At 73.3% G+C, this 26,209-nt stretch carries 16 protein-coding genes; 2 read left to right on the plus strand and 14 right to left on the minus strand.

What is annotated here, in order from left to right; all coding sequences use genetic code 11:
• Nucleotides 1–5 precede the first annotated feature (5 nt).
• The 7 genes from OG764_RS10315 to OG764_RS10345 form a co-directional block, all read right to left on the minus strand.
• Entirely contained in the window at nt 6–1,190 is a 1,185-nt protein-coding gene (locus tag OG764_RS10315; RefSeq protein ID WP_328968124.1) for a cytochrome P450, read from the minus strand.
• Nucleotides 1,184–2,053 carry a thioesterase II family protein gene (locus OG764_RS10320; protein WP_328968125.1) on the minus strand — a complete coding sequence of 290 codons (870 nt, stop codon included), beginning with the start codon at nt 2,051–2,053 and terminating at the stop codon, nt 1,184–1,186. The genes OG764_RS10315 and OG764_RS10320 overlap by 7 nt, the downstream gene beginning before the upstream one ends.
• Complete coding sequence (locus OG764_RS10325; protein WP_328968126.1) at nt 2,050–3,885, minus strand: non-ribosomal peptide synthetase; 1,836 nt, start codon at nt 3,883–3,885, stop codon at nt 2,050–2,052. The genes OG764_RS10320 and OG764_RS10325 overlap by 4 nt, the downstream gene beginning before the upstream one ends.
• A gap of 501 nt (nt 3,886–4,386) precedes the next feature.
• Nucleotides 4,387–8,925, minus strand: a complete 4,539-nt coding sequence (locus OG764_RS10330; RefSeq protein WP_328968127.1) for a non-ribosomal peptide synthetase — start codon at nt 8,923–8,925, stop codon at nt 4,387–4,389.
• 49 nt (nt 8,926–8,974) lie between these two features.
• Nucleotides 8,975–13,783 (minus strand): amino acid adenylation domain-containing protein, encoded by a 4,809-nt coding sequence (locus OG764_RS10335; RefSeq protein WP_443055883.1) that lies wholly within the window; start codon nt 13,781–13,783, stop codon nt 8,975–8,977.
• A gap of 312 nt (nt 13,784–14,095) precedes the next feature.
• On the minus strand, nt 14,096–15,427 hold the full coding sequence (locus OG764_RS10340; protein ID WP_328968129.1) for a class I SAM-dependent RNA methyltransferase: 1,332 nt from the start codon (nt 15,425–15,427) through the stop codon (nt 14,096–14,098).
• 147 nt (nt 15,428–15,574) lie between these two features.
• Nucleotides 15,575–17,623: an APC family permease gene (locus OG764_RS10345; RefSeq protein ID WP_328968130.1), complete on the minus strand. Its 2,049-nt coding sequence runs from the start codon at nt 17,621–17,623 to the stop codon at nt 15,575–15,577.
• Nucleotides 17,624–17,821: 198 nt separating this feature from the next.
• Here OG764_RS10345 and OG764_RS10350 point away from each other — a divergent pair, with 198 nt between their 5' ends.
• Both OG764_RS10350 and OG764_RS10355 read left to right on the plus strand, forming a co-directional pair.
• Entirely contained in the window at nt 17,822–18,490 is a 669-nt protein-coding gene (locus tag OG764_RS10350; protein ID WP_328968131.1) for a potassium channel family protein, read from the plus strand.
• Complete coding sequence (locus OG764_RS10355; protein WP_328968132.1) at nt 18,487–19,155, plus strand: potassium channel family protein; 669 nt, start codon at nt 18,487–18,489, stop codon at nt 19,153–19,155. Before OG764_RS10350 ends, OG764_RS10355 begins: the two co-directional genes overlap by 4 nt.
• Before the next feature lie 132 nt (nt 19,156–19,287).
• Here the strand turns inward: OG764_RS10355 and OG764_RS10360 are convergent, their stop codons facing one another.
• From OG764_RS10360 to OG764_RS10390, 7 genes are all read right to left on the minus strand, one after another.
• Nucleotides 19,288–20,088 (minus strand): DUF3159 domain-containing protein, encoded by an 801-nt coding sequence (locus OG764_RS10360; protein WP_443055884.1) that lies wholly within the window; start codon nt 20,086–20,088, stop codon nt 19,288–19,290.
• 3 nt (nt 20,089–20,091) lie between these two features.
• Complete coding sequence (locus OG764_RS10365) at nt 20,092–20,511, minus strand: OB-fold nucleic acid binding domain-containing protein (protein ID WP_328968133.1); 420 nt, start codon at nt 20,509–20,511, stop codon at nt 20,092–20,094.
• A gap of 133 nt (nt 20,512–20,644) precedes the next feature.
• On the minus strand, nt 20,645–21,337 hold the full coding sequence (locus OG764_RS10370; protein ID WP_328968134.1) for a response regulator: 693 nt from the start codon (nt 21,335–21,337) through the stop codon (nt 20,645–20,647).
• Entirely contained in the window at nt 21,334–23,943 is a 2,610-nt protein-coding gene (locus tag OG764_RS10375) for a sensor histidine kinase (RefSeq protein WP_328968135.1), read from the minus strand. The genes OG764_RS10370 and OG764_RS10375 overlap by 4 nt, the downstream gene beginning before the upstream one ends.
• Before the next feature lie 299 nt (nt 23,944–24,242).
• Complete coding sequence (locus OG764_RS10380) at nt 24,243–25,031, minus strand: DUF3710 domain-containing protein (protein ID WP_328968136.1); 789 nt, start codon at nt 25,029–25,031, stop codon at nt 24,243–24,245.
• A 1-nt stretch (nt 25,032) separates the two neighbouring features.
• Nucleotides 25,033–25,566 (minus strand): dUTP diphosphatase, encoded by a 534-nt coding sequence (gene dut / locus OG764_RS10385; RefSeq protein WP_328968137.1) that lies wholly within the window; start codon nt 25,564–25,566, stop codon nt 25,033–25,035.
• Nucleotides 25,566–26,159, minus strand: a complete 594-nt coding sequence (locus OG764_RS10390) for a PaaI family thioesterase (protein ID WP_328968138.1) — start codon at nt 26,157–26,159, stop codon at nt 25,566–25,568. Before OG764_RS10390 ends, dut begins: the two co-directional genes overlap by 1 nt.
• Between the last annotated feature and the right edge of the window lie 50 nt (nt 26,160–26,209).

Consider the following 26,209-nt stretch of genomic DNA (forward strand, 5'->3'; position numbering starts at 1 on the left):
TGCGGTCAGCGGGGGGTGAGGCGTACCGGGAGGTGGTCCGGGCCGAAGTTGATGATCGAGCGGTTGTAGACGACCGGCCCGGCCGGTTCGATGAGGGCGGCCTTCTCCAGCGCGGCCGTGTACAGCGCGCTCAGCTCGGCCTTGGCCAGCGGCGCGCCGATGCAGTAGTGGGCGCCCAGGCCCAGCGCGAGGTGCTTGTTGGGCGAACGGTCGAGCAGGATCTCCTCGGGCTGCTCGAAGGCCTCCGGATCCCGGTTGGCGGACCACACCCAGACCGCGACCCGGTCACCGCGCCGGATCTGCCGCCCGCCGAGCTCGATGTCCCGGGTGGCGGTGCGCAGCGTGTGCAGGCCCACCGAGGTCCAGCGCAGCAGCTCGTCCACTGCGGAGTCCATGGACACCTCGCCCCGCTGTAGCTTCTGCCACAGGTCAGGCCGCTGGGTCAGGGTGTGCAGGCCCATGGCGGCGGTGTGGCGGACCGTCTGGACGCCGCCCACCACGATGTTGTCCAGGTTGAGCACGACGTCCTCGATGGGCATCAGCCGGCCGCGGACCTTGTAGGTGGCCATCATCGAGATCAGGTCGTCGCGCGGGTCGGAGCGGCGCAGCATCACCTGGTGCATCAGGTAGGGGATCAACTGCTGGTGTCCGGCCCGGCGTTCCTCCGGCGTACGGCCGAGGAAGGCCGTGTCGCACACCCTGACCATCATGTCGCGGTCCTGCTCGGGGACGTCCAGCAGGTCGCACATGACCGCGAGCGGCAGCGCGGAGACCACGTCCACGAGGTCCACCTCGCCCTGCTCGACGGCCTGGTCGAAGAGCTCGCCGGCCCGTTCCGCGATCGAGCGGGCCGCGCCGCGCACACCTCCCTTGGAGAAGAACGGGTTCGCGGGCGCCCTGAGTTCGCGGTGCCGGGGCGGGTCGGTGAGCGCCATCATCCGGCCCGATCCGACGGGCACGTTGCCCTCCCCCGCGCCCAGCAGCGAGCCGGACTCCGAGCTGAACACGGCCGCGTTGCGCAGCACGTCCGCCGACTCCCGGTAGGTGAGGACCGACCAGACCGGGCCGTCGTCGACGGTGTCGGTGCGGTGCACGGCCGCCTCGCGCCGCAGTTCGGCGACCAGGGCCGGGGTGTCGGGCCGGGCCCACAGGTCGGGGTCGGTGAGGTCGACGGTGGTGGTGCTCAGCATCGCTGCTCCCTGGGGGCGGTACGGGACGGGGCCGGCTCCCGGCGTTCCGTCAGGAGGGTGGTCAGGAGTTCGGCCGGGCCGGGCCGGTCGACGGTGGCGAGCAGGTGCCCGCCGGGGACGACACGGTGGCCGAAGGCGCCGCGGGTGTGCGCGGCCCAGCCGGTGAGGCAGGTGGTGGCGAGCATCGGGTCGTCGGCGCCGGCCAGCGCGTACAGTGCCGAACCGATCGGCGCGTGCGGGCGATGGCGGTAGGTGGCGGTGACGGCGAGGTCGGTGCGGATGCCGCCGAGGGCCAGCTCGGCCAGGTCCGGGTCGGCCCGGACCAGCTCGTCCAGGCCGGTGAGCCGGAGGAGTTCGGACGCGTCCAGGTCCCGGGTCTCGCGCTCGGTCCACTCGGCGGGAGCGGGCGCGCCCGCCACGACCACCTGCTCGGGGCGGCGGTCGGCGGGCAGCGCCCGGGCGACCTCGTACGCGAGCAGGGCGCCGAACGACTGCCCGTAGAAGGCGAACCGGCCGCCCTCGGCACCGGTCAGGTGCGGGATCAGGGCCTCGGTGACGGCGGCCGTCAGGGCGTCGAAGTCGGGCGGCATCGGGTGCCTGCTGCGACCGCCCCGGGCCGGCGGGCGCAGTGCCCAGACCTCGGCCACGGGGGCCAGGGCGCGGGCCAGCGGGATGTAGGAGGTGGCGTCGCCGCCGGCGTGCGGGAAGCAGAACAGCCGGACGGGGCGGTGGGGTTGGGGTACGGGGACGAGCAGCCAGTCGCCCTCGGCCCGGGGGCGCGCGGTGCGTGCGGTGCGCGCGGCCGGAGTACCGGACGCCGTCGCCGCCCTCGCCGTGGTGACAGCGGTGGTCGCGGTGGTCATCGGACGGCCGGGCGGCGGGCGGTGAGGGCGGGGCGGGCGGCGGCCGGACCGGCTTCGGCGGCGCGGCGGACCTCGTCGGTGAACGCGGCCAGGTCGACGGCGTCCAGCAGGTGGCGCAGTTGCAGCTCGACGTTGAGCTTGCGGCGCAGCAGGTGGACGACGCGCAGGGCCGCGAGCGAGTGGCCGCCGAGGGTGAGGAAGTCGTCGGTCGGCTCGACGTCGGGCACGCCGAGCACGGTCCGCCAGACCTCCGCGACCAGCTCGTCGATGCTGCCCCGCGCGTCCGGACCGGCGGCCTCCTGCGGTGCGGGGGCGTCCGCCGTCGGCGCGGGCAGGGCGCGGTGGTCGACCTTGCCGTTCGGGGTGAGCGGCAGCGCGTCCAGCACGGTCACGGTGGACGGCACCAGGTGGGCGGGCAGGGTGCGGCGCAGCTCGGCCATCAGGTCGGCGGGGCGCAGGCCCGCGCCGGTGACGTAGCCGGCGAGCCGCTGGTCCCCGGGGGCGGCCTCGTACACGGTGACCGCGGCGGCGGCGACCCCGGCCAGGGCGCCGAGCGCGTGCTCGACCTCGCCCGGCTCGATGCGGAAGCCGCGCAGCTTGACCTGGCGGTCCACCCGGCCGACGTACTCCAGCAGGCCTTCGGCGGAGCGGCGGGCCTGGTCCCCGGTGCGGTACATGCGGGCGCCCGGCTCCGGCGCGAACGGGTCCGCGACGAAGCGGCTCGCGGTCAGTCCCGGGTGGCCCGGGTAGCCGTGTGCCAGGCCGGGACCGGCCAGGTACAGCTCGCCGACCGCGCCGGCGGCCGTCACGGGGGCGAGGCGGTCGTCCAGCAGGTGGGCGCGCACGCCCGGCAGCGGCTCGCCGAGGTGCGGGCCGGGGCCGGCGATCGGGGCGGTGATCGCGTCGACGGTGCATTCGGTGGGCCCGTACAGGTTGAGCGCGTCGATGCCGCCGTCCGCCAGTTCGCGCCAGGTCCGGGTGGGCACCGCCTCGCCGCCCATGAACAGGCGCGGGACGCGGGCGCCGGCCAGCGCCTCGCGGAGCAGCTGCCAGTGCGAAGGGGTCAGGTCGAGGTCGGTGACGCCGTGTTCGGCGAGCAGCCGGGCGAGCCGGGCCGGTTCGGCGCGCTGCGCGTCGTCGATCACCACGAGGGTGTCGCCGCGGCAGATCCGGATCCACTGCTGGACGGAGGCGTCGAAGGAGACGCTGGCGTTCCATGCGACGACGCCCGGCTCGGGGCGGTACGCGCCGCTCAGCTCCAGTGCGGTGGCGAGGTCGGCGACGGCGCCGTGCGGGACCTCCACGCCCTTGGGTCGGCCGGTGGAGCCGGAGGTGTAGATGACGTAGGCGGAGTCGAGCGGGTGCGGGAAGAACTCGGCGTCCGGGGCCGCGGCGGCCGGGGCGGCGGCGTCCGGGCGGAGCACCGGGACTCCGGCCGGGACGGGCGGCGCGGCGTCGGTGCTGACCACGGCGGCGAGGCGGGCGTCGGCTGCCATGAAGGCGATCCGCTCGGCCGGGTAGGCCGGGTCGAGGGGGACGTACGCGGCCCCGGCCCGCCAGGCGGCGAGCAGTGCCACGGGCAGGTCGGCGGTGCGGGCGAGGTGCACGCCGACCCGGTCGCCGCGCCGGACGCCGTGTGCCCGCAGGGCGCGGGCCAGGGCGGCGGTGCGGCGGTCCAGGGCGGCGAAGTCGAGGCTCCCGTCCACGGCCTCCACGGCGGCCCGCGCGGGGTGGGCGGCGACGGCGGCGCGCAGCCGTGACAGCAGGTCGGCGGCCGGGGCCTGGGCCCGGGCGGGAGCGGTGACGGTGGACGGCTCGGCGAAGGTGGTCATGCGGAGGCACTCCTCGGTGCTCGGTGGGATGGGTGGATCACGATGTACGGGCGCTGCCAGAGCGGCGCGCGGGCATGCAACGGGCGGGCCTGGCCGGCCCCGCCGGGGGCCGCGGCACGGGCCTTGCCCCACGGGACCAGCCGCGGGTGCCCGACGGCCTGGTCAGCCCCGCCGGCGACCGCGGCACGGACCTCGCCCTACGGCACCAGCCGCAGGTACCGACGGCCTGATCAGCCCCGCGGGTGCCCGGCGGCCTGATCAGCCCCGCAGGTGCCCGGCGGCCTGATCAGCCCCGCGGGTGCCCGGCGGCCTGATCAGCCCCGCGGGTGCCCGGCGAGCTGACCGGCCCCGCAGGTGCCCGACGGCCTGATCAGCCCCGCCGGCGTTTGAGGCGCGGGGTCCGGGGCGGAGCCCCGGGAGGCGTGGCCCCGCGGGCCCGCACGCCCGGACCGGCCGTACGGCCAACGACCCGCGCCCGGCGGCGCGTCAGACGTCGGCGCGTCAGACGTCGGCGGCCAGTCGCGCCAGCGCGTCGGCGTAGGCCTCGATGAACTCTTCCGCCGTCGCGTCGTCGACCAGCGACCGCTGGTGGTCCACGGCGAGCAGCACGCGCTGCGAGACCGGGTCCTGGATCAGCGAGGCGCCGAAGGTGAAGCTGTTGGGCTCGTGCCGCAGGGTCGGCTCGCAGCCGATCCGGCCGTCCTCGATCCGGGCCGCGCTCAGCCGTCCCAGCGCGTGGAACCGCAGGTAGCCGAACTGGCTGTCGAGCGCGGTGTCGGCCATCATCCGGGCCAGCCGGGCGAACGGCACCCGGCGGTGCGGCATCATGTCCAGCTCCTCCCGGTGCACGTGCCGCACCAGGGCGGCCAGGTCCTCGTCCGGCTCGGCGACCAGTGGGACGGTGTTGAGGAACAGTCCGTACACCTCGGTCCCGCCGAGCCGTTCCAGCCGGCCGTTCATCGCCAGCCCGGTGGTGACCCGGCGGCGCCCGGTGATCTTGGCGAGGGCGTGCAGGTGGGCGGCGAGCGCGACCGACTTGACCGGGACGGCGAGCGCGTCGGCGACCGCGCGCAGCTGCCCGGGGGCGTCGGGCAGCACCCGCTCGACGGTGCGCGGCAGCTCGTGGACGTCCTCGCTGCCGGGCCAGAGCTGGCCGGTGGCGCCGTCGAGGCGCCCGTGCCAGTACGCCAGGGACTCCTGGTCGGCGGTGGCCTCGCGTTCCACGGCGACGAAGTCGCGGAACGCGGTGCGCGGCGGCGGGCAGGGTGCGGAGGCCGGGTCGGCGGCGAGCGCGGTGTGCCGTTCGAGGATCTCGGTGAGCAGCGAGGTGAAGCTCCAGCCGTCGAGGATGGCGTGGTGCTCGGAGATGGTGAGCTGGAAGGCGTCGTCGGCCAGCCGCTGGACGGTGATCCGGAAGAGCGGCGGTTCGGCGAGGTCGAAGGGCCGGTCCCGGTGGTGGTCGAAGACGGTGCGCACCGCCTGGTCCTGCGCTTGCGGTGCGGCGCCGCGCAGGTCCGCGAACTCCACCGGCGCGGGCAGCGCGCCGTGCACCAGCTGGAGCGGTTCGCCGTAGCCGGAGAGGTCGAGGCCGGTGCGCAGGACGGCGTGCCGGGCCATCGCCTCGTCGACGGAGCGGTGGAAGGCGTTCTCGTCGAGGTCGCCGGTGATCCGGTACGAGTTGACGTTGTGGTAGCTGTCGGTGCCGCCGGCGACCTCCATGTGGAAGACCATGGAGAGCTGCATGGAGACCATCGGGTAGGCGTCGACGATCCCGGGCGGCAGTTCGGCCCGGTCCTCGTCGGCTATCAGTGCGTACGGGCGGTCCGCGGCGGGGTCGGCGGCCACCGGGCGGGCCAGCGGCAGCAGGGCCGCGACGGTGGGCGCGTTGAAGACGTCCCGCAGGGTGATCTGCCAGCCCCGGTCGTGCAGTGCGCCGGCCAGCTGGACGGCGCGGATGGAGTCCCCGCCGAGGTGGAAGAAGTCGTCGTGGACGCCGATCCCGCCGACTCCGAGGACCTCCGTCCACACGGCGGCGAACAGCTCCTCCTCCGGCGTGCGCGGCTCGACGTGCCGCCCGGCGGGGGTGGCCACGGCCCGGTCGGGGTCGGGGAGTGCGGCCCGGTCGACCTTGCCGTTGACGGTGAGCGGCAGCGCGTCCAGCACGGTGACGCTCGCCGGGATCATGTACTCGGGCAGCGAGCGGCCGAGGAAGGCGCGCAGGTCCAGGGGGTCGGCCGGCGGGCGTCCGGTGACGTACGCGGCGAGCCGGTCGTCGTTCACGGTGACCACGCAGGCATCGATGTCGGGGTGGGCGGCGACGGCGTTCTCGATCTCGCCGAGCTCGATGCGGAAGCCGCGCAGCTTCACCTGGAAGTCCGCCCGGCCCACGTACTCAAGCATGCCGTCGGACAGCCGCCTGGCGACGTCGCCGGTCCGGTAGAGCCGGGCGCCGGGCGGGCCGTACGGGTCGGCGACGAAGCGGCCGGCGGTGAGTCCGGGTCGGCCCCAGTAGCCGTGCGCGAGGCTGCCGCCGCCGATGTACAGCTCGCCGGGGACGCCGGGCGGGCAGGGGCGCAGCCAGTCGTCGAGGACGAGTGCGGTGAGGTGCGGCATGGCGTCGCCGACCAGGCTGCGTTCGAAGCCCGCGCCGCCGTCGGCCACGTCGTGGATCGTGACGTGGACGGTGGTCTCGGTGATGCCGTAGAGGTTGCACAGCCGGGCGGGCGGCAGCGGGTCGAGCTCGTGCCAGCGCTGGACCACGGCCGGGTCGAGGGCCTCTCCGCCGAGCATGATCCACCGCAGTGCGGGCAGGGCCCGCGGGTGGCGGCGCAGCGCCGGTTCGAGCTGGCGCAGCGCCGACGGGGTGAGGCAGAGGTGGGTGACGCCTTCCTCGTCGAGCAGTCCGGCGAACTCGTCGGGCGAGCGGCTGGTGAGGTAGGGGACGACGACCAGGCGGGCGCCGTGCAGCAGGGCGCCCCAGAGCTCCCACACCGTCCAGTCGAAGGCGTAGCTGTGGAACAGCGTCCAGACCGTCTCCGGGCCGAAGCCGAAGTGTTCCCGGCCGGAGTCGAGGAGGCGGCTGACGTGCTCGTGGGAGACGGCGACGCCCTTGGGGCGGCCGGTGGAGCCGGAGGTGAAGATGAGGTACGCGAGGTCGTCGGGGCGTCCGGCGACGGTGGGCCGGTCGGCCGGGTGGGCGGCGATCTCCTCGGACCGGGCGGCGAGGTCGAGGACCTGCCAGGGGCCGTCCGGCACGCGGTCGGGCCGGTCGGTGAGGACGACGGCGACGGAGGTGTCGCCGAAGACCAGGGCCGCCCGGTCGGCCGGGGCGGCGAGGTCGACCGGGACGTAGGCGGCGCCCGCTTTGAGCACGGCCAGGATCGCGGCCGGCACGGCGGCGGTGCGCTCCATCAGCAGGCCGACCCGGTCGCCGGGGCGCACCCCCCGGGCGAGCAGGGCGTGGGCCAGCCGGTTGGCGCGGCGGTCGAGTTCGGCGTAGCTGAGGGTGCCGCTCCCGTCGCTCACGGCGGGCCGGTCGGCGTACGCGTCGGCGGCTCGCTCGAAGAGGTCGTGCAGGCGGTTGCCGGGGGCCTGCCGGGCTGGGCGGGGCGGCTGCCCGGCGGAGGTGAGCCGGAGCACGGTGGCGTCCGGGTCGGCGAGGGCGGCGTCCAGCAGCCTGGCGTAGTCGGCGGCGAGCCGGCGCATGGTGGCGGCGTCGAACAGGTCGCTGCTGTATTCGGCCTCGCCGCGCAGTTCACCGCCGTCGGCGTCCTCGAAGACGGACCAGGTGAGGTCGAACTTGCTGGTGCCGTTGGAGCGGACGCTACGGGTGGCGGTGGCGTCGCCGAACGCGAGCGGTGTGCGGTCCTCGGCATGGGCGCCGAAGACCACCTGCACCAGCGGCGGGTGCTGAGGGGTGCGGGCGGCGCCGGCCAGGTCGACCAGCTGGTCGAAGGGGACGTCGAGGTAGCCGAAGGCGTCGAAGACCCCGTCCTGCAGGTCGGCGAGGAGCGCGCGGAAGGTGGCCTGCGGGGAGAGGCGCACGCGCAGCGGCAGCAGGTTCACGAAGTAGCCGAGCAGATCGGCCAGTTCGGGACGGTTGCGGGTGGTGACCGGGGTGCCGACGAGCAGGTCGTCGGTGCCGGTCCAGCGGCCCATCAGCAGCGCGAAGGCCGCGAGCTGGACGGTGTAGGGGGTGACGCCCTCCTGCTCGGCGAGCTCCCGGACCCGGGCCGCGGTGCCGGGGACCAGGCCGAAAGGCTCGGTGGCGCCGCGCTGGCTGCGTTCGGCGGGGCGCGGCCGGTCGCCGGGCAGCTCCAACAGGGTGGGGGCGCCGTGCAGGCTCTGCTTCCAGTGTGCGAGGTGCTCCTCGTAGGAGGTGTACTGCTCCTCCTCCGCCCAGTCGGCGTACTGGGTGGTGAGCTCCGGCAGCACCGGGGCCCGGTCTTCGGTCAGGGCGCGGTGGAATTCGAGGAGTTCGCACTCGAAGACCTCGGCCGACCAGCCGTCCCAGATGATGTGGTGGACCACGAACAGGAGCGTGGTGCGGTCGTCGGCGAGCCGGAAGGCCTCGGCGCGCAGCAGCGGTCCGGCAGCCAGGTCGAACGGCTCGACGGCGCGCTCCTGCGTCAACTGTGCGGCGCGGGCGTCCCGTTCGACCTCGGGCAGGTCACGGAGGTCGGTGACGGCGAGCGGCACGGTGAGCGCGGGGTGGACGTGTTGGCGCGGTCCGTCGGGGTGCAGGGCGAAGGTGGTGCGGAGCGCCTCGTGCCGGGCGACCACCCCGTCCAGTGCCCGCTGGAGCAGACCGAGGTCGAGCGGGCCGTCGACGTCGTACGTCCAGGGGGTGGTGTAGGTGGCGGCCTGCGGGTTCAGCCGGTCGAGGAACCAGAGGCCGCGCTGCAGGCCCGAGACGGGTGCGGTACGGACCGGCCCGGCGGGCGCGGTGGACGGCAGGGTGGTGGACGGCAGGGTGGTGGCGGGCGCGGCGGCCGACGGGGCGGTCGGCGGCGCGGCGGGCTGGTCGGCGGACGGGCTCACGGCCTCGTTCCCTTCGGTCGGGCGGACTGGCGGGCGGGGTGTCGCGGCCTCACGGGGCCAGCCGTTCGGCGATGGCTCCGACGGTCCGGCCGCGGAAGACGGCCTGCGGCGGGACGCGGGTGCCGGTCTGCTGGGAGAGCCGCATGGCGACGCGTACGGCGGCCAGCGAATTGCCGCCGATCCGGAAGAAGTTGGCGTCCGAACCGAGGTCCTCGGACAGCTCCAGGACGGCGCGGACCGCGTCGGCGACCAGCCGCTGCGGCGGGGTCAGCGGGTCGGCCGGGGCGGCTTCGGGGCGCCGGTCCGGCGCGGGCAGCGCCCGGCGGTCGACCTTGCCGTTGGGGTTGAGCGGCAGCGCGTCCAGCACGTCGAGCGTGGCGGGCACCATGTGCTCGGGCAGCAGCCCGGCCAGGTGGTCGAGCAGCGCGTCCGGGTCGGGCACCGGCGCTCCGGCGGCCGCGGTGACGTACGCGGCGAGCCGGGGGTCGCCGGGCGCGGGTTCGTGGACGGTGACGGCCGCTTCCCCCACGTGCGGGTGGCGGGTGAGCGCGTCCTCGATCTCGCCGGGCTCGACCCGGAAGCCGCGGATCTTCACCTGGTCGTCGATGCGGCCGGTGATCTCCAGGAGCCCTTCCGCCGTGCGGTGGCCGAGGTCCCCGGTGCGGTAGAGCCGTTCGCCGGGCGCCCCGAACGGAGAGGCGACGAACCGCTCGGCGGTCAGGCCGGGACGGCCGACGTACCCGAGGGCCAGCCCGCCGCCGGCCGCGTACAGCTCACCGGTGGTCCCGTCCGGGACGGGACGCAGCTGCTCGTCGAGGACGTGGACGTCCTTGCCGTGCAGGGGGAGGCCGATCGGGATGGCGGCGCCTGCGGCGTCTTCGCGGGTGGCGTGGTGGCAGGTGGTGAGCCCGAGGCTCTCGACGGGGCCGTAGCCGTTGGCGACGACCAGGCCCGGGTACTGGTCGAGGGCCTTGCCTACGTGGGTGACGGAGGCGCGCTCACCGGCGGTGAAGGCCACCTTGAGGTCGTCGTAGGTCTCCGGGAACTCCTCCAGCAGGAAGTTGAACAGACTGGCGGAGAGCTGGAGTTGGGTGACGCCGTGCCGGCGGGTGAGTTCGGCGACGGCCTGCGGGTCCGGCCGCTGGCCGGGCTGGAGCACGCACACCCCGCCGAACGCCAGGGCGCCGTACAGCTCCAGGGCGAAGGCGTCCCAGGAGACCGGGGAGCACTGCAGCCAGACCTCCTCGGGCCCGAAGCGTGCGTAGTCCTGGCCGAGGTAGGTGGCGGTGAGGGCGCGGTGCGGGACGGCCACGCCCTTGGGGCGGCCGGTGGAGCCGGAGGTGAACATCACGCAGGCGAGGTCGGTGCCGGTGACCGGCAGGCCCGGGTCGTGGCCGGGCTCCGCCGCGATGGCACCGGCCGCCGCGTCCAGGTCGAGGTGGCGGGCGACCGGGAACGGCGGGCTCGTCTCGCGGTGGGTGACCAGCAGGGCGGCGCCGCTGTCGGCGGCGGCTCCGGCGAGGCGCCCGGCCGGGAAGTCCGGGTCGAGCAGGGTGTAGGCGGCGCCGGCCTTCAGTGCGGCGAGCAGGGCGACCACCAGGTCGGGTCCGCGCTCGACGAGGACGGCGACGGTGTCGCCGCGGCCTATGCCCAGGCCGCCGAGGTGGTGGGCGAGGCGGTTGGCCCGCTCGTTCAGGGTGCCGTAGTCGAGGCGGTCCTCGCCGGACACCAGGGCGAGGGCGCGCGGCGCGCGGGCGGCCCGGTCCTCGAACAGCGTGTGTACGGGCGCCTCGACCGCGGCGGCGAGGGTGCCGAGCCAGGCCTCGCACAGCTCGGCCATGGTGGCGGGGTCGAACAGGTCGCAGTCGTACTCGAAGCGGCCGGTGAAGTCGGTGCCCCGGTCGTCGACGGAGATCGACAGGTCGAAGCGGGAGACCGGGTTGGAGTACAGCTCGCGCGTGACCTCGGTGCCGCCGATGGTCAGCGGGCGGGTGTCGAGCGGGTGCAGTTCCAGCAGTACCTGGCAGAGCGGGTTGCGGTCCTCGGCGCGGTCGTCGTCGGGGAGCTCCTCCATGACGGCGTGCGCGATGGCGTCGAACGGCGCCTCCTGGTGGCGGTAGCCCTCGATCGCCACCTCGCGGACGTGCCGGACCAGCTCGCGGAAGTCCATACCCTCCTCGATGCGGACGCGCAGCGGCAGCAGGTTGACGAAGTACCCGATCAGCGCGTCGAGTTCGGCCCGGCCGCGGACGCTCACCGGGGAGCCGAGCACCAGGTCGTCCCGGCCGGTCCGCCGGTGCAGGGTCAGCGCGAGCCCGGCCAGCAGCACCATGAACGGCGTCGCGTCCTCGCTGCGCGCCATCGCCCGTACGGCCTCGGCGACCGGGCGGGGCATCGCGAAGCGGTGGAACGCGCCGCGGAAGGCCCGCTGTTCGGGGCGGGGGTGGTCGACGGGAAGCGCCGGCTCGGTGGAGGCGCCGCGCAGGTGCTCACGCCAGTACTCGAGCTGCCGGTCGGCGGCGCCGTCCTCGCTCTGCCAGGCGCTGTAGTCGGCGTACTGGACCGCGAGTTCCGGCAGCTCAGCGGGGCGGCCGACGGCCAGGGACGCGTACAGGCAGGCGAGTTCGCGCTCCAGGACGGTCAGCGATCCCTCGTCCCAGACGATGTGGTGGCACAGCAGCAGCAGGGTGGACGTGTCGCCGGTGCGGTAGAGGTGGGCGCGGACCAGCGGGCCGGTCTCCAGGTCGAAGGGCCCCATCGCGGCCTCGGCGAGCAGGCCGTCGAGGGCTTCGGTGGTGGTGTCCAGGACGGTGAACGGCAGCTCCACGGACGGGTGGACCACCTGCCGGGGGCCGTCCTCGGTGAGCTCGAAGGTGGTGCGCAGCGCTTCGTGCCGGTCGGTCACCCCGGCCAGGGCGCGGCGGAGCAGGTCCGGGTCGACGGGCCCGCCGAAGCGGAACACCCAGGGCACGATGTAGGTCGGTGCGCCCGGGTTCCACTGGTCCAGGAACCACAGCCCGCGCTGGAACGTGGCGAGCGGCGCCTCGGTGGCACCGGTCCGCTTCAGCGCCGGACGCTCTTCGCGGTCCGACGCCGCGGTGACCGCGGCGGCGAATTCGGCCAGGGTGGGCGCGTCGAAGATGGTGTACGGGGAGATCATGCCGAACACGTCGAAGACCCGGCCGACCACGCGTACGGCCGTGAGCGAATCCCCTCCCAGGTGGAAGAAGTTGTCGTCGGCGCAGACCTCGGACACCCCGAGCACGTCCGCCCAGACGGCGGCGATCAGCTGCTCGGCGGGGGTGCGCGGCGGCCGGCGGCCGGCAGCCGGGGCGGCGGGCGCGGCCTGGGGTTCGGGCAGCGCCGCGCGGTCCACCTTGCCGCCATCGGTCAGCGGGAAGGCGGCCAGGGCGGTGACGGTCGCCGGGACCATGTGCTCGGGGAGCCGCGCGGCGAGGTGGGCGCGCAGCCCGGCCACGTCGAGGGAGCCGTCGGCGGTGGCTACAGCGGGGTCGGCGACAGCGGGTGCGACGACAGCAGGGTCGGCGACAGCGGGGTCGGAATCGGCAACGGCTCCGGCCACGGCAGCGGCAGCGGTCACGTAGGCGGCGAGACGGCCCTCGTGCGCCACCACGACCGCCCCGGCGACGTCCGGGTGACCGGCCAGCACCTGCTCGATCTCGCCGGGCTCGACCCGGAAGCCGCGGATCTTCACCTGGTGGTCGGCGCGGCCGACGAACTCCAGCGCGGCGTCCGCACCGGACTGCCGGACCACGTCGCCGGTGCGGTACATCCGCGCGCCCGGCTCCGCCGCGAACGGGTCGGCGAGGAACCGTCCCGCCGTCAGGCCCGGGCGGCCGTGGTAGCCGGAGGCCAGCAGCGGCCCGCCGAGGTACAGCTCGCCGGGCTCGCCGGGTGCCACCGGCCTCAGCCGGTCGTCCAGCACGTACGCACGGCGGTCGCCGAGCGGACGGCCGATGGGAACCGTGTCGCCCTCCGCCGCGCCCGGACCCGCCAGCTCGTGGACGGTGGCGGTGACGACGGTCTCGGTCGGCCCGTAGGCGTTGAGCAGCCGCACACCGGTGGCGGCCCACCATCCCGCGGCGGCGTCCGGGTAGAGCCGGTCGCTCCCGGAGATCATCAGGCGGAGGGTGCGCAGCCCGCGGCCGCCCTCACGCAGCGCGGCCACCACCTCCTGGAAGTAGCCGGCGGCCAGGTTGGCCACGGTGACGCCCTCGGTGTCCAGCAGGTCCAACAGCGCGGCGGGCGCCAGCAGTTGTTCCTCGGGTATCAGCACGCAGGCACCGGCCGACAGCGCAGTGAGCACCTGCTCGACGGCCACGTCCACGGTCGGGCGCGCGAAGTGCAGCACGACGTCGTCCTCGGTGAGGCCGAAGCGCTCGACGGCCGCGGCCAGATGGCCGGCCAGCGCGGCGAGCGGCACGTGCACGCCCTTGGGGCGGCCGGTGGTGCCGGAGGTGTAGATCAGATAGCCCGCAGCAGACTCACGGCCACCGCCGGATCCCTCCGGCCCCCCGATCTCGACGAGCTCACCGTCGATGTAGTCGAGAGTGGCACCGGCATCCTCGCGAATCCAGCGGTTGCGCTCTTCGGGCGCCTCCCGGTCCAGCGGCAGGTAGGTGGCACCGGCACGCAGCGCCGCGAGCAGCCCGACCACGTGGTCGAGCCGGTCCCGGCCGGTGACCGCCACCGTCCCCCCGGGCGCGATCCGGGCGGCGAGCGCGCCACTCAGCTCGTCCAACTCCCGGTGGCTGACGGTCCGGCCGCCGAGCCGTAGGGCCGGACGGTCCGGGAACCGGCGTGCGACGGACATGAAGGGGAAACCGCGAGATTCCATCATCCAACCCCGATGAATTAACGACGCTGCGGGCAGTGGTCCCGACGCTAGAACGCCCCTCCCACCCCGATCGGCAGCTTCCCCGGAGGACCATCGGCAGTTTCCCCACCGCCCGACCGCCTCCAACGCCAACGACGACACCCCCTCGACTCAAGGGCCGAGGGGGTGTCGTCGTTGGCGTTGTGCGTGTGCTTGATGAGGTACGCGACCCGTATCCGCGTTCCGTCTTCTGCCCCTGCTGCAGATACAAGGCACCTACGGACAGCCCGAAGCAGGTGCGAGAGCTCCCCACCAGGGCAGGGACCTAAGGGGTCAGGCGTCCTCGCGGATCGGCTCCAGGATCGCCACGCACTCCACGTGGTGGGTCATCGGGAAGAGGTCGAAGGCGCGCAGGGTGCGGGGCTTGTAGCCGGCGTCCTTGAAGTACGCCAGGTCGCGGGCCAGGGCGGCGGGGTCGCAGGCGACGTAGGCGATGCGGCGGGCCTTGAGGCCGGCGACGTGCTTGACCGTCTGCTTGCCGGCGCCCGCGCGGGGCGGGTCGAGGACGACGAGGTCGCACTCGGTGATGCCGGTCTTCGGGAGCACCGACTCGACCTTGCCCTGCTCGATGCGGACGCGGGGGAAGTCCGCCAGGTTGTGGCGGGCGTCCTCGACGGCGCGCTTCGTGGACTCGATGCCGAGGACGGCGCCCGTCTCGCCGAGGCGCTCGGCCAGGGCGCCGGCGAAGATGCCGACGCCGCAGTAGAGGTCGAGGGCCATCTCGCCCTTGCGCGGCATCAGGCCCTGCATGACGGCCTTGATGAGGGTGTCGGCAGCCTGCGGGTGGACCTGCCAGAAGCCGCCCATGCCGACGCGGTAGATGCGGCCGTCGGCGCGCTCGCGGACGAAGGGGCGGCCGTGCACGCGGTGGACGCCGCCGTCCTTCTCCTCGACCCGCAGCACCGATACCGGCTTGTCGAGTTCCACGAGCGGGAGGCGGCCGCCGGGGCGCGGGGTGAGGACGACCTGCCGGTCGCCGGAGCCGGAGGCGGCGATCGCCTCGACGGTCTCCATCTGCGGCCAGTCCTGCTGCTCGATGCCCAGTTCGCTGACGCCGGGCGCCGCGATCATGCAGTGGTCGACCGGCTCGATCTCGTGCGAGCGGTGGCGGCGCAGGCCGGCCCGGCCGTCCTCGTCGATGGCGAACTGGACGCGGGTGCGCCACTGCGGGACCTCACCAGCGGGCAGCTTGTCGCCCTCGGCGGGGACGACCGTGCCGTCCCAGCCGGCCTCTTCCGGGGTGAGCCCGGCGAGGCGGCGCAGCTGCTCGGTGATGACCTCGCCCTTGAGGCGGCGCTGGGCGCCCGGCTTGGCGTGCTGCCAGTCGCAGCCGCCGCACTTGCCGGGGCCGGCGTACTTGCAGGGGGCCTCGACGCGGTCCTTGGAGGGGTCCAGGACGGTGATCGCGTCGGCGCGCAGGAAACGGGAGTCCTCCTCGCCCTCGGTGACCTTCGCGATGACCTTCTCGCCGGGCAGGGCGTGGCGTACGAAGAGGACGCGGCCGTCGGCGTTGCGGGCGATGCAGTGGCCGCCGTGCGCGACGGGGCCGACCTCGACCTCGTACTCCTCCCCGACCAGTGACTGCTTCTCGTTCTGCTCGGTCATGGTGGGGAGACTCCAAGGTTCATGGTGCACAGGGGTTCAAGGTGCAAAAAAGGTTCACGCGCGAACGGCCGGACAGCCGACCCACCAGTTTACGTGGATCCTGTCCGGCCGTTCGCCACCCGGACGGGGGTAGCGCGGCTCGCGCCGCTACTTGCCCGCGCGGTCCTTCGTGCGGGGGGTGTCCACCGGGCCGCGGCGCACCGCGCCCGGCGCGTTCCAGTCCTGGCGCTTCTTGGCCCGCTTCTTCGCGAGCTCGGAGGACTCCAGCTGGTACGGGACGGAGGTCACCATCACGCCGGGCGTGAAGAGCAGCCGGCCCTTGAGGCGCAGGGCGCTCTGGTTGTGGAGCAGGTGCTCGTACCAGCGTCCGACGACGTACTCCGGGATGTACACGCTGACCGCGTCGCGCGGGTTCTCGCTGCGCAGGCCCTTGACGTACTCGACGACCGGGCGGGTGATCTCGCGGTACGGGGAGTCGAGGATCTTGAGCGGTACGTTGATGCCGCGCCGCTCCCACTCGTCGCGCAGGGCCTTGGTCTCGGCCGGGTCGACGCTGATGCTGAGCGCCTCCAGCCGGTCGGAGCGGGTCAGCTTGGCGAAGGCGAGGGCCCGCAGCGTCGGCTTGTGGACCTTGGAGACCAGGACGATCGAGTGGACGCGCGAGGGGCGCACGCTGTCGTCGCTGGGGCCCTCGGCGGCGGCGATCTCGGTGGCGACCCGGTCGTAGTGCTTCCGGATCGCGCTCATGGTGCCGTAGAAGATCACCATGCCGAGCAGGGCGACCCAGGCGCCGTGGGTGAACTTGGTGGCGAGGACGACGACCAGCACCAGGCCGGTGAAGAAGGCGCCGAAGGTGTTGATCGCGCGGGAACGGACCATGCGGCGGCGGGCCGCCGGGTCGTGCTCGGTGCGCAGGTGGCGGTTCCAGTGCCGGACCATGCCGATCTGGCTGAGCGTGAAGGACACGAACACGCCGACGATGTACAGCTGGATCAGCTTCGTCGAGTCGGCGTCGTAGATCCACACCAGCAGGATCGCGGCGCCCGCGAGGAGCACGATGCCGTTGGAGAAGGCGAGCCGGTCGCCGCGGGTGTGCAGCTGGCGGGGCAGGTAGCGGTCCTGCGCCAGGATCGAGCCGAGCAGCGGGAAGCCGTTGTACGCCGTGTTCGCCGCGAGGAAGAGGACGAGCGCGGTGGCGCTGGCCAGCACGACGAACAGGAAGCTGCCGTTGCCGAAGACGGCCTCGGCGACCTGCGAGATCACGGGGTTCTGTACGTAGTCGGCGCCGACGGGGGTGCCGTTGACGATGAGGTCCTCGGCGGGATTCTCGGCCATGCGCACGTTGGTGGCCATGGCCAGGCCGATGATGCCGCAGAACATCGTGACGGCGAGGGCGCCCATGAGGGCGAGGGTCGACGCGGCGTTCTTGCTCTTGGGCTTGCGGAAGGCGGGGACGCCGTTGCTGATCGCCTCGACGCCGGTGAGGGCGGCGCAGCCGGAGGAGAATGCCCGGAGCAGGAGGAAGATCAGCGCGAAGCCGGCGATGCCCTCGTGTTCGGGTTTGATCTCGAAATCGGCGGTGGGGGCCTTCATGGTCTCGTCGAGGACGATCCCCTGCCAGGCACCCCAGGCGATCATGATGAAGACGCCCACGACGAACACGTAGGTGGGAATCGCGAAGAGTTTTCCGGATTCCTTCACGCCGCGCAGATTCATCAGCGTCAGCAAAAGGATCATGACGACTGCCGAGAGCACCTTGTGTTCGACGACGAAGTCCACCGCGGAGCCGAGATTCTCGACTCCGGAGGAGATCGAGACGGCCACGGTGAGGACGTAGTCGACGAGCAGGGCGCTGGCCACGGTCAGGCCGGCCTTGGGGCCGAGGTTGGTGTTGGCCACCTCGTAGTCGCCGCCGCCGCTGGGGTAGGCATGCACGTTCTGCCGGTACGAGGCCACCACCGTGAACATCAGCACGACGACCGCGAGCGCGATCCAGGGGCTGAAGTGGTAGGCCGATACGCCCGCGATGGAGAGGACGAGGAGCACCTCTCCGGGGGCATACGCCACGGAGGACAGCGGGTCGGACGCGAAGACGGGGAGGGCGATCCGCTTCGGGAGGAGAGTTTCTCCCAGGCGGTCGCTGCGTAGCGCCCGGCCGATGAGGATCCGTTTGGGCACGTCGGTCAGTTTGGACACGGAGAGGATGGTAAGCGTTCGAAAAGATCCCTGACCAACCACCACCCCCTGGCCCGGTCCAATTGCGCACCGGCGCGCCGTAAGAGGTCACACTGGTGACCGCCCGTGTGTAGCTTGGGCCATGGTCTGAGACCCTGAGGCCTGGGCACCACAAGAGCGCCCCGAGGGTCTGAACTATTGACAGCCGGAAGGACGGCCGTGCACATCGTCATTATGGGCTGCGGAAGAGTGGGTTCCGCTCTCGCGCAGACCTTGGAGCAGCAGGGGCATACGGTCGCGGTCGTCGACCAGGACCCCACCGCGTTCCGCCGGCTGGGATCGGGCTTCGGCGGCCGCCGCGTCACCGGCGTCGGCTTCGACCAGGACACCCTGCGGGAGGCCGGGATCGAGGAGGCGGGAGCCTTCGCCGCGGTCAGCAGTGGTGACAATTCCAACATCATCGCCGCCCGGGTGGCCCGCGAGATGTTCGGTGTGGAGAACGTGGCCGCACGGATCTACGACCCCAAGCGCGCCGAGGTCTACCAGCGGCTCGGCATCCCCACGGTGGCCACCGTGCGCTGGACCGCCGACCAGATGCTGCGCCGGCTGCTGCCCTCCGGCGCGGAGCCCCTGTGGCGCGACCCGAGCGGTGGCGTACAGCTCGCCGAGGTGCACACCTCCCCCGCCTGGATCGGCCACAAGGTCAGCAAGCTCCAGGAGGAGACCGGGGTCCGCGTCGCCTTCCTCACCCGGCTGGGCGAGGCCATGCTCCCGACCTCGCAGACCGTGCTGCAGGAGGGTGACCTCGTCCACGTGATGATGCGCACGGACGAGATCGAGAAGGTCGAGGCGGCGTTCGCCGACGGGCCCGAGGAGGCACACGCATGAGGGTCGCGATCGCCGGGGCCGGCGCCGTGGGCCGCTCCATCGCGGGCGAGCTGCTGGAGAACGGCCACGAGGTGCTCCTCGTGGACAAGGCCCCCACCGCCATCTCCGTGGAGCGGGTGCCGCAGGCCGAGTGGCTGCTGGCGGACGCCTGCGAGATCACCTCGCTGGACGAGGCGGCGCTCCAGCGCTGCAACGTGGTCATCGCCGCCACCGGTGACGACAAGGTCAACCTGGTCGTCTCGCTGCTGGCCAAGACCGAGTACGGGGTGCCCCGCGTGGTGGCCCGCGTGAACAACCCGAAGAACGAGTGGCTCTTCAACGAGTCCTGGGGTGTCGACGTCGCCGTCTCAACGCCGCGCCTGATGTCGGCGCTGGTCGAGGAGGCCGTCAGCGTCGGCGACCTGGTGCGCCTGCTGCGCTTCAGCCACGGCGACGCGAACCTCGTCGAGCTGACCCTGCCGCCGGAGTCCCCGATGGCCGGCGTGCAGATCAGCGACGTGGCCTGGCCCGAGGACACCTCGCTGGTCACCATCATCCGCGGCAACCGGGTGCTCACCCCGCACCCGGAGGAGACCCTGGAGGCGGGCGACGAGCTGCTGTTCGTGGCCGCCCAGGCCCGCGAGGAGCAGCTCGAAGAGCTCCTCAACGCCCGTCGCGACGGCTGACCCGCCCGGGCACGCGTCGCGCACGTACGTCAAAGGGCCCCGCAACCTTAGGGTTGCGGGGCCCTTCCACGTGCCTGCGCCCCGTACCGAGTAACGAAGACCGACCTGCGCCCCGTACCGGCCAACGGAGACCTACGCCTCGCGGGTCCTCGCCTTGCGCTCCTTCTCGGCCTGCTCCTCGGCCTCCCACTCGGCGATCACGTCGATCGGCGGCGGCGCCTTGGCCAGGAACACCCAGGTGAAGTAGACCGCGAGCACCATCGGCGGCAGCTTGAGCGCGACCAGCAGCCAGCCGAGCTGCGTCTCGTCGCCCCAGAAGTACAGCGGGAAGAGGATCGCGTACTTGGCGAGGAAGATCAGGCCCCAGGCCAGGCTGGCCTTGGTGTACGCCTTCTTGCGCCCCGGGTTGCGGGTGCGCCAGGACAGGTTCTCCCGGAACACCGGCCCCAGCACCACGCCCAGCAGCGGGAAACCCACCAGCGCGGACAGCGTGAAGGCCACGCCCAGGCCGGCCCCGTAGATCATGCCGGGCAGGTAGAAGCCCTTGGCCGATCCCGTGAACAGCGCGAACGCGATGCCCACACCGACGCCGAAGACGCCGCTGAAGGCGTGCTTGACGGTGTCCTTGCGCAGCAGCCGCACGGCCACCAGCGCCACCGCCACGCCGCCCGCCGCGATGGCGGACATCCGCACGTCCTTGTTGAACGTGTAGATCATGACGAAGAGCAGGCCGGGGAGCATCGTCTCCACGGTGCCCCGGATGCCGCCGAAGGCGTCGAAGAGCGCGGCCTGCGTGACGGCCTTCACGTCCTGCGGGCTCTGCCCGGTCGGGCCGCCCGCGACCTGGTCGCCGGATGCTGGGGCCGCGTCGGCGGCCTGCCCCGCGGGCTGCCCCGAAGGCTGTCCCGCGGTCGGTTTGTCGAGTGACGTCACCGGCTAGTGCTCCTGTCCGAGCGGTCGGAGTTCGTACTTCGGATTGAAGAGGACCCGGCGTCCGTGGCTCATGGCGATCCGGCCGGACGCGATCATCTTGCGGCCCGGCTCGATGCCCACGATCGAACGGCGGCCGAGCCAGACCACGTCGAGAGCGGCCGACCCGTCGAAGAGCTCGGCCTCCAGAGCGGGCACGCCGGCCCGCGGGCGCAGGGTCACCGTACGCAGGGTTCCGGTGACCTTGACTATCTGGCGGTCGTGGCAGTCGCAGATGCGGGTGCACCCCGCGGCCTCTGCGTCCTCCTGCAGCTCCGCGGAGTGCAGCTCTTCCTGCGAGGTCGACAGGCGTTCGATCATCCGGCGGAACCGGCCGCCCTGCTTCGCCGGCTTCACGGGCTTCTCGGAACGAGGTACAGCACTCATACAGGAAGCCTACCGGCGCGGCGGCCTCCGCTCGCAGCGGTATGGCCCACCTCTCCGGCCCGCCTGCCGGACCGGCGTCCCGCCCGCCCCTCCCGGGTCCGCTCTCGAAGCGGTGTCGCCTCTCGAAGCGGTGTCACTTCGACTTCTCGAAGCGGTATCCCATGCCCGGCTCGGTGATGAAGTGCCGGGGGTGCGAGGGGTCCGCCTCCAGCTTGCGGCGCAGCTGTGCCATGTAGACCCTCAGGTAGTTCGTCTCGGTGCCGTAGGAGGGCCCCCAGACCTCCTGGAGCAGCTGCTTCTGGCTGACGAGCTTCCCGGTGTTGCGCACGAGCACCTCCAGGAGGTGCCACTCGGTGGGGGTGAGCCGTACGTCGCGGCCGTCGCGGACGGCCTTCTTGGCGGCCAGGTCCACGGTGAAGCCCTCGGTCTCGACGAGCACCTCCTCCCCGCCGGCGCCGGCGGTGGGCTCGGCCCGGCGCACCGCGGCCCGCAGCCGGGCCAGCAGCTCGTCCATGCCGAAAGGTTTCGTCACGTAGTCGTCCGCGCCCGCGTCGAGGGCCTCCACCTTCTCGTCGGAGCTGTGCCGGGCCGACAGCACGAGGATCGGGACCCTGGTCCAGCCGCGCAGCCCCTTGATCACCTCGACGCCGTCCATGTCGGGCAGGCCGAGGTCGAGCACGACCACGTCCGGGTGGCGGGCCGCGGCCAGCTCCAGGGCGGCGGCTCCGTCGGACGCGGCGTCGACCTCGTACTTGCGCGCCTTCAGGTTGATCACGAGGGCGCGCACGATCTGCGGCTCGTCTTCCACCACGAGCACCCGGGTCATTGGGGTCCTGCCTTCTGTCGCATCGGTTCGACGGTGTCGTACGGGTATGGAGCGCTCTCGGCGGGTCCGGCGGCCGGCGCGGGGGCGGGGTCGCGGACCGCGGCGCCCGCCCGCAGGGTCAGGACCATGGTCAGCCCGCCCCCCGGAGTGTCCTCGGCCGTCAGAGTGCCCCCCACGGCCTCGGTGAAGCCCCGGGCGACCGCGAGGCCGAGACCGACGCCCGCCCCGCGCGGGGCGTCGCCGTGCCGCTGGAACGGTTCGAAGATCCGGTCCTTGGCCTCGTCGGGCACGCCGGGCCCGCGGTCCACCACCCGTACCTCGACCAGGTCGCCGAGCGCGCTGGCCGCCACCAGCACGGCCGTCCCGTCCGGGCTGTACTTGACGGCGTTCTCCACGATGTTCGCGACGGCGCGTTCCAGCAGCCCGGGGTCGACGGCGACCATCGGCAGGCTCTCGGGGATGTCCAGGTCCACGCTGCCCTCGGGTACGCCGCCCAGCGCCATCGGCACCACCTCGTCGAGGTCGATCTCGCGGATCAGCGGGGTGACGGTGCCGGTGTGCAGCCTCGACATGTCGAGGAGGTTGCCCACGAGGTGGTCGAGGCGGTCGGCGCCGGCCTCGATGCCTTCGAGCAGCTCGGCGCGGTCCTCCTCGGACCACTCCACGTCCTCGGAGCGCAGCGAGGACACGGCTGCCTTGATCGCGGCGAGCGGGGTGCGCAGGTCGTGGCTGACGGCGGCGAGCAGCGCGGTACGGATCCGGTTGCCCTCGGCGAGCGCGCGGGCCTCCTCGGCCTCTCCCACCAGCCGCTGCCGGTCGAGGACCACGGCGGCCTGGGCCGCGAAGGCGCCGAGCACCCGCCGGTCCTCGGCCGGCAGCACCCGGCCGGACAGGGCGAGCGCCACGGTGTCGCCGACGGGCAGGTCCACGTCGGCGTCCTCGGGCCGGGCGGCGGGTGCGGGTCCCACGCCGGCCGCGCGGGTCCAGGGGTCCAGCTCGCCGGCGCGCTCCAGCAGGGCCACGGACTCCATCGCGAAGGTCTCCCGGACCCGCTCCAGGAGGGCGACGAGCGAGTCCTCCCCGCGCAGCACGCTGCCCGCGAGGACGGAGAGGATCTCGGATTCGGCGCGCAGCCGGGCCGCCTGGTGGGTGCGCCGGGCCGCCAGGTCGACGACCGAGGCCACCGAGACGGCCACCGCGAAGAACACGGTGAGGGCGATGATGTTCTTCGGGTCGGAGATGGTGAGCCGGTGCACCGGCGGGGCGAAGTAGTAGTTCAGCAGCAGGGAGCCGAACGCCACCGAGGCGAGGGCCGGCAGCAGCCCGCCGAGCAGGGCCGCCGCGACGGTCAGCGCCAGGAACAGCAGCATGTCGTTGGCGAGGCCCAGGTCGGCGTCGACGTGCGTGAGCAGCAGGGCGAGCAGGACGGGGAAGACCACGCCGACCACCCAGCCGGCGATGATGCGGGGCATGCCGAGCCGGGCCGCGCCGCCGGGTGCGACGGGCAGCGCGCGGCGGCCCTTGGCGACGGCGTCGTGGGTGACCAGGTGGACGTCGAGGTCGGGTCCCGAGTCGCGGGCCACGGTGGCGCTGACGCCGGGGCCCAGGACGTACTGCCAGGGCTTGCGGCGGCTGACCCCGAGGACGATCTGGGTGGCGTTGGCGCCGCGGGCGAAGTCGAGGAGCGCGTGCGGGACGTCGTCGCCTATGACGTGGTGGAAGGTGCCGCCGAGGTCTTCGACCAGGGTGCGCTGGAGGGCGAGCTCCTTGGGCGAGGCCGCGGTCAGTCCGTCACTGCGGGCGATGTAGACGGCGAGGACCTCGCCGCCGGCGCCCTTCTCGGCGAGGCGGGCGGCGCGCCGGATGAGCGTACGTCCCTCGGGTCCGCCGGTGAGGCCGACGACGATGCGTTCGCGGGCCTGCCAGGTGGAGCGGATGTCGTGCTCGCCGCGGTACTGGCGCAGGTACTCGTCGGTGCGGTCGGCGACCCACAGCAGGGCGAGTTCGCGCAGCGCGGTCAGGTTGCCGGGGCGGAAGTAGTTCGACAGGGCCGCGTCCACCTTGTCGGGGCGGTAGACGTTGCCGTGCGCCATCCGCCGCCGCAGGGCCTGCGGGGACATGTCGACCAGCTCGATCTGGTCCGCGCGCCGCACGACCTCGTCGGGGACGGTCTCCCGCTGCCGCACCCCGGTGATCGACTCGACGACGTCGCCGAGCGATTCGAGGTGCTGGATGTTGACGGTCGTGACGACGTCGATGCCGGCCCGGAGCAGTTCCTCCACGTCCTGCCAGCGCTTGGCGTTGCGCGAGCCGGGCACGTTGGTGTGGGCGAGTTCGTCCACGAGGGCGACGGCGGGCCGCCGACGGAGCACGGCGTCCATGTCCATCTCGGTGAACGCGGCCCCCCGGTACTCCAGCTCGCGCCGCGGTACGAGCTCCAGGCCGTGCAGCATCACCTCGGTGCGCGGCCGGCCGTGGTGCTCGACGAAGCCGACGACGCAGTCCGTGCCCCGCTCGGTCCGCCGGTGTGCCTCGGAGAGCATGGCGTAGGTCTTGCCGACGCCCGGTGCCGCGCCGAGGTAGATCCGAAGTCTTCCGCGTGCCATGTCCTCATTGTCTGTCACGTCCCGTCTGCCCATCCTCGGGGGACCACCCCTTGACCAGGACGTTCGCGTCCTCCGGGACCTCCGGGCACTCCAGGAAACCCTGCGTTCCCGGCCGTCCCCACCTCCCTTGACGCTCTCCATACGCCCCGGGCCGCGCCCTTGACGCTTTCCTGACAGGTGCCGGGCGGAACACGTGACCACCTGCGGGAACGCCGACGGGCCGCACTCCCTCCAAGGGAGTACGGCCCGTCGGTCGCATCTGCTTCGTCGGCCGCGCGTACGGCCCGGCCCGCTGAGTGTCAGCGGACCTCGGTGATCTCCGGACCGCGCTCCAGCTGGCCCATGCCGCCGGAGAAGCGGGAGCCGTCCTGGTCCTGCTCGTCGGTCTGCACGCCGTCCGGCACCATCTGGGCGTCGTTCGGCAGCTTCAGGACGATCGGGTCGCGCGGGGCCATCGGGCCCTCGCCGCGCACCACGACGGTGTCACGGAAGATCGATTCCAGCAGGCCGGCAGCCTCGGGCTGGACCGCTCCCTGGCCGGAAATCACGCCCCGGAGGAACCAGCGCGGGCCGTCGACGCCGACGAAGCGCACGAGCTGCACCCCGCCCGTGCCGTCGGGCAGCTGCACGGGGACCTGCGCGCGCAGCTCCCAGCCCAGCGGGCCCTCGACCTCGTCGATGATTCCGCCCTGCTGGGTGATGCCCGAGGCGATCTCCTCGCGGACCTCGCCCCAGATGCCCTCCTTCTTGGGGGCGGCGAAGGCCTGCAACTGCACCGCGCTGTCGCGCAGCACCACGGTCGCGGCGACGATCGCGTCACCGGCGACCTCCACGCGCAGCTCCATGCCCTCGACTCCGGGCACCAGGATGCCGCCCAGGTCGACACGGCCCTCGGCGGGACCGGGCACCTCGGAGATGTCCCAGGGACCGTCCGGCCTCGGGGCCGGGGGCAGGTTCACCCTGCGCTGTCCACCGGTCTCGAGACCGGTGAGCTCATCTGCGTCCTGCTCCGCGGCGACACCATCGACGACCTGCTCGGCCTCGTCGCTCCCGCTGACGGAGCTGCTCTTCTTGCGACGTCCGAACACGTCACTGTCCTTCCCGGTCGGATACGACCGAAGCGTAGCCAGTCCCACCCTGCTGCCCAGCGCCGGATCCGGCCACAGCCGCATGCCCGCCGGTCGACCCGAATCCCCCCTCGGCCCGTGCCGAACCCGGAAGTTCCGCCACCTCGTGGAAGCGCACCTTCTCGACTCGCTGGACAACCAGTTGGGCAATGCGGTCGAAGCGCTCGAACCGGACGCTTTCGCGCGGGTCGAGGTTGACCACAATCACCTTGATCTCCCCACGGTACCCGGCATCCACCGTCCCCGGGGCATTCACCAGGGCGAGGCCGCAGCGGGCGGCCAGCCCGGAGCGCGGGTGCACGAAGGCCGCGTACCCGTCGGGGAGGGCGATGGACACGCCGGTGGGCAGTACGGTCCGCTCGCCCGGGGCGAGCTCGGCGGCCTGCGTGGTCACCAGGTCGCAGCCGGCGTCGCCGGGGTGCCCGTACGCCGGAAGCGGCACGTCCGGGTCGGTCCGTCGGATGAGTACGTCGACGGGGGGGTGGTTCTCGGTCATCAGGGGTTCACCTCGAAGGCGCGGGCGCGCCTGACCTGGTCCGGGTCTGCCATGGCCGCCTGGATCTCCTCGGGCCGGCCGTTGTCGATGAAGTGGTCGACCTTCACCTCGATGAAGAGGGCGTCGGCGCGTACCGCGACCGGGCCCTCGGGGCCGCCTATCCGGCCGACCGCCGTGCAGTAGATCTTGCGCCCGGCGACGGCCGTGACCTCGGCGGCCAGGTGCAGCACGGTGTCCACGGGGACGGGCCGCACGAAGTCGGTCTCCAGCCGCCCGGTCACCGCGATCACCCGCAGCAGCCAGTTCAGCGAGCCGAGCGTCTCGTCGAGCGCCGTGGCCAGCACCCCGCCGTGGGCGAGGCCGGGTGCGCCCTGGTGCGCCGGCTTGACGGTGAACTCGGCGGTGACGGTGACGCCCTCGCCGGCCCGCGCCTCCAGGTGCAGGCCGTGGGGCTGGGCCTCGCCGCAGCCGAAACAGTGGCCGTAGTGCGCACCGAGGAGCTCGCCGGGTGCGGGGGCGTCAGGGTGCCGGACGGGCGCGGTGGCGTAGTCCGGTGGCGACAGTGCAGTCGATGCAGCGTTTCGTCCACTCACAGGCGCAGACCTTACCCGCGCGGCTACCCGCCGGTCGCCCCGTGCCAAGC

The sequence above is a fragment of the Streptomyces sp. NBC_00239 genome (assembly GCF_036194065.1).
In the GTDB taxonomy this organism is placed as follows: Bacteria; Actinomycetota; Actinomycetes; order Streptomycetales; family Streptomycetaceae; genus Streptomyces.